The organism is Pseudomonas sp. MG-9 (assembly GCF_018729515.1).
Taxonomy (GTDB): domain Bacteria; phylum Pseudomonadota; class Gammaproteobacteria; order Pseudomonadales; family Pseudomonadaceae; genus Aquipseudomonas; species Aquipseudomonas serboccidentalis.
The window spans coordinates 1-1,077 of sequence record NZ_JAHHZH010000021.1; the positions used below are offsets into that span (position 1 = coordinate 1).

General features: G+C 53.8%; 1 pseudogene. It reads left to right on the forward strand.

What is annotated here, in order from left to right:
* Positions 1-1,046, forward strand: a pseudogene (locus KKQ10_RS28285) (IS3 family transposase); the annotation flags it as partial.
* Positions 1,047-1,077 lie beyond the last annotated feature (31 nt).

Consider the following 1,077-nt stretch of genomic DNA (forward strand, 5'->3'; position numbering starts at 1 on the left):
CAAGGCGCCTCCATTCGCTCCCAGAGGATCAGACCTATGGACGAGCCAACCTTGCCACTGACTCCCGAGCAAAGAATCAAAGAACTCGAGGAACAACTGGCGCTGGCAACTCAGAAAGCCCAATTCTTTGAAGCCGTGGTCGATGTTCTGAAAAATGACTACGGCGTATCTGTCGTAAAAAAGCGACCCGGCAAGTCGTTGCGCAAACCCAAACCCTGAGTGTCAGCAGGGCTTGCCAATTTATGGGAATAAGCCGTCAGGCCTATTACAAACGCAACCGGGTCTACAGGGCTCGGGCCGACCAGGATCAGCAGGTCATAACGTTTGTAGAGAAGGTCCGTGCTCGCCAACCGTGCATCGGCACTCGCAAGCTGCATTCGATGATGCATGAGCAGCGTGAGCAACAGGAGCTCCATGTTGGCCGGGATCGTTTGTTCGCGGTTTTGCGGGAAAGCCGCCAGTTGGTTCGCAGAAAACGGGCGTATCACAAGACGACCGACAGCCATCATCGCTTCCGCCGACACCCCAATCTGCTCAAACCAAGCCCGGAACAAATAGTCGCTACTGGCCCAGAACAGGTCTGGGTGGCCGATATTACGTACCTGCCTACCCGTGATGGTGTTGCCTATTTGAGTTTAGTGACGGATGTCTTTTCGAGAAAAATAGTCGGCTATCACGTGCATGAAAGTCTGCACACCAACTCCGTGGTGCAAGCCTTTCGAATGGCTTTGAAGCGACGTCGAAGCGTTCAGAAACTAGTCCATCACTCGGATCGAGGCGCCCAGTACTGCTCGGCCCTTTATCAAGAAATGCACGCAAAGCATGGCATCACTTGCTCGATGACCGACGGCTACGACTGCTATCAAAACGCCTTGGCAGAGCGGGTCAACGGCATCTTGAAAACAGAGTTCTTGATCCACCGACCTGCGGATTTTGCGCAGGCCACACAGATGGTGCGAGAGGCCGTCACGATCTACAACCAGGAGCGGCCGCACCTCTCTTTAAAATACAAAACGCCCGATGCGGTGCATCGGGCGTTAGGGTGAAACAGGTGTAAACCTATTTCAGGACTAGACA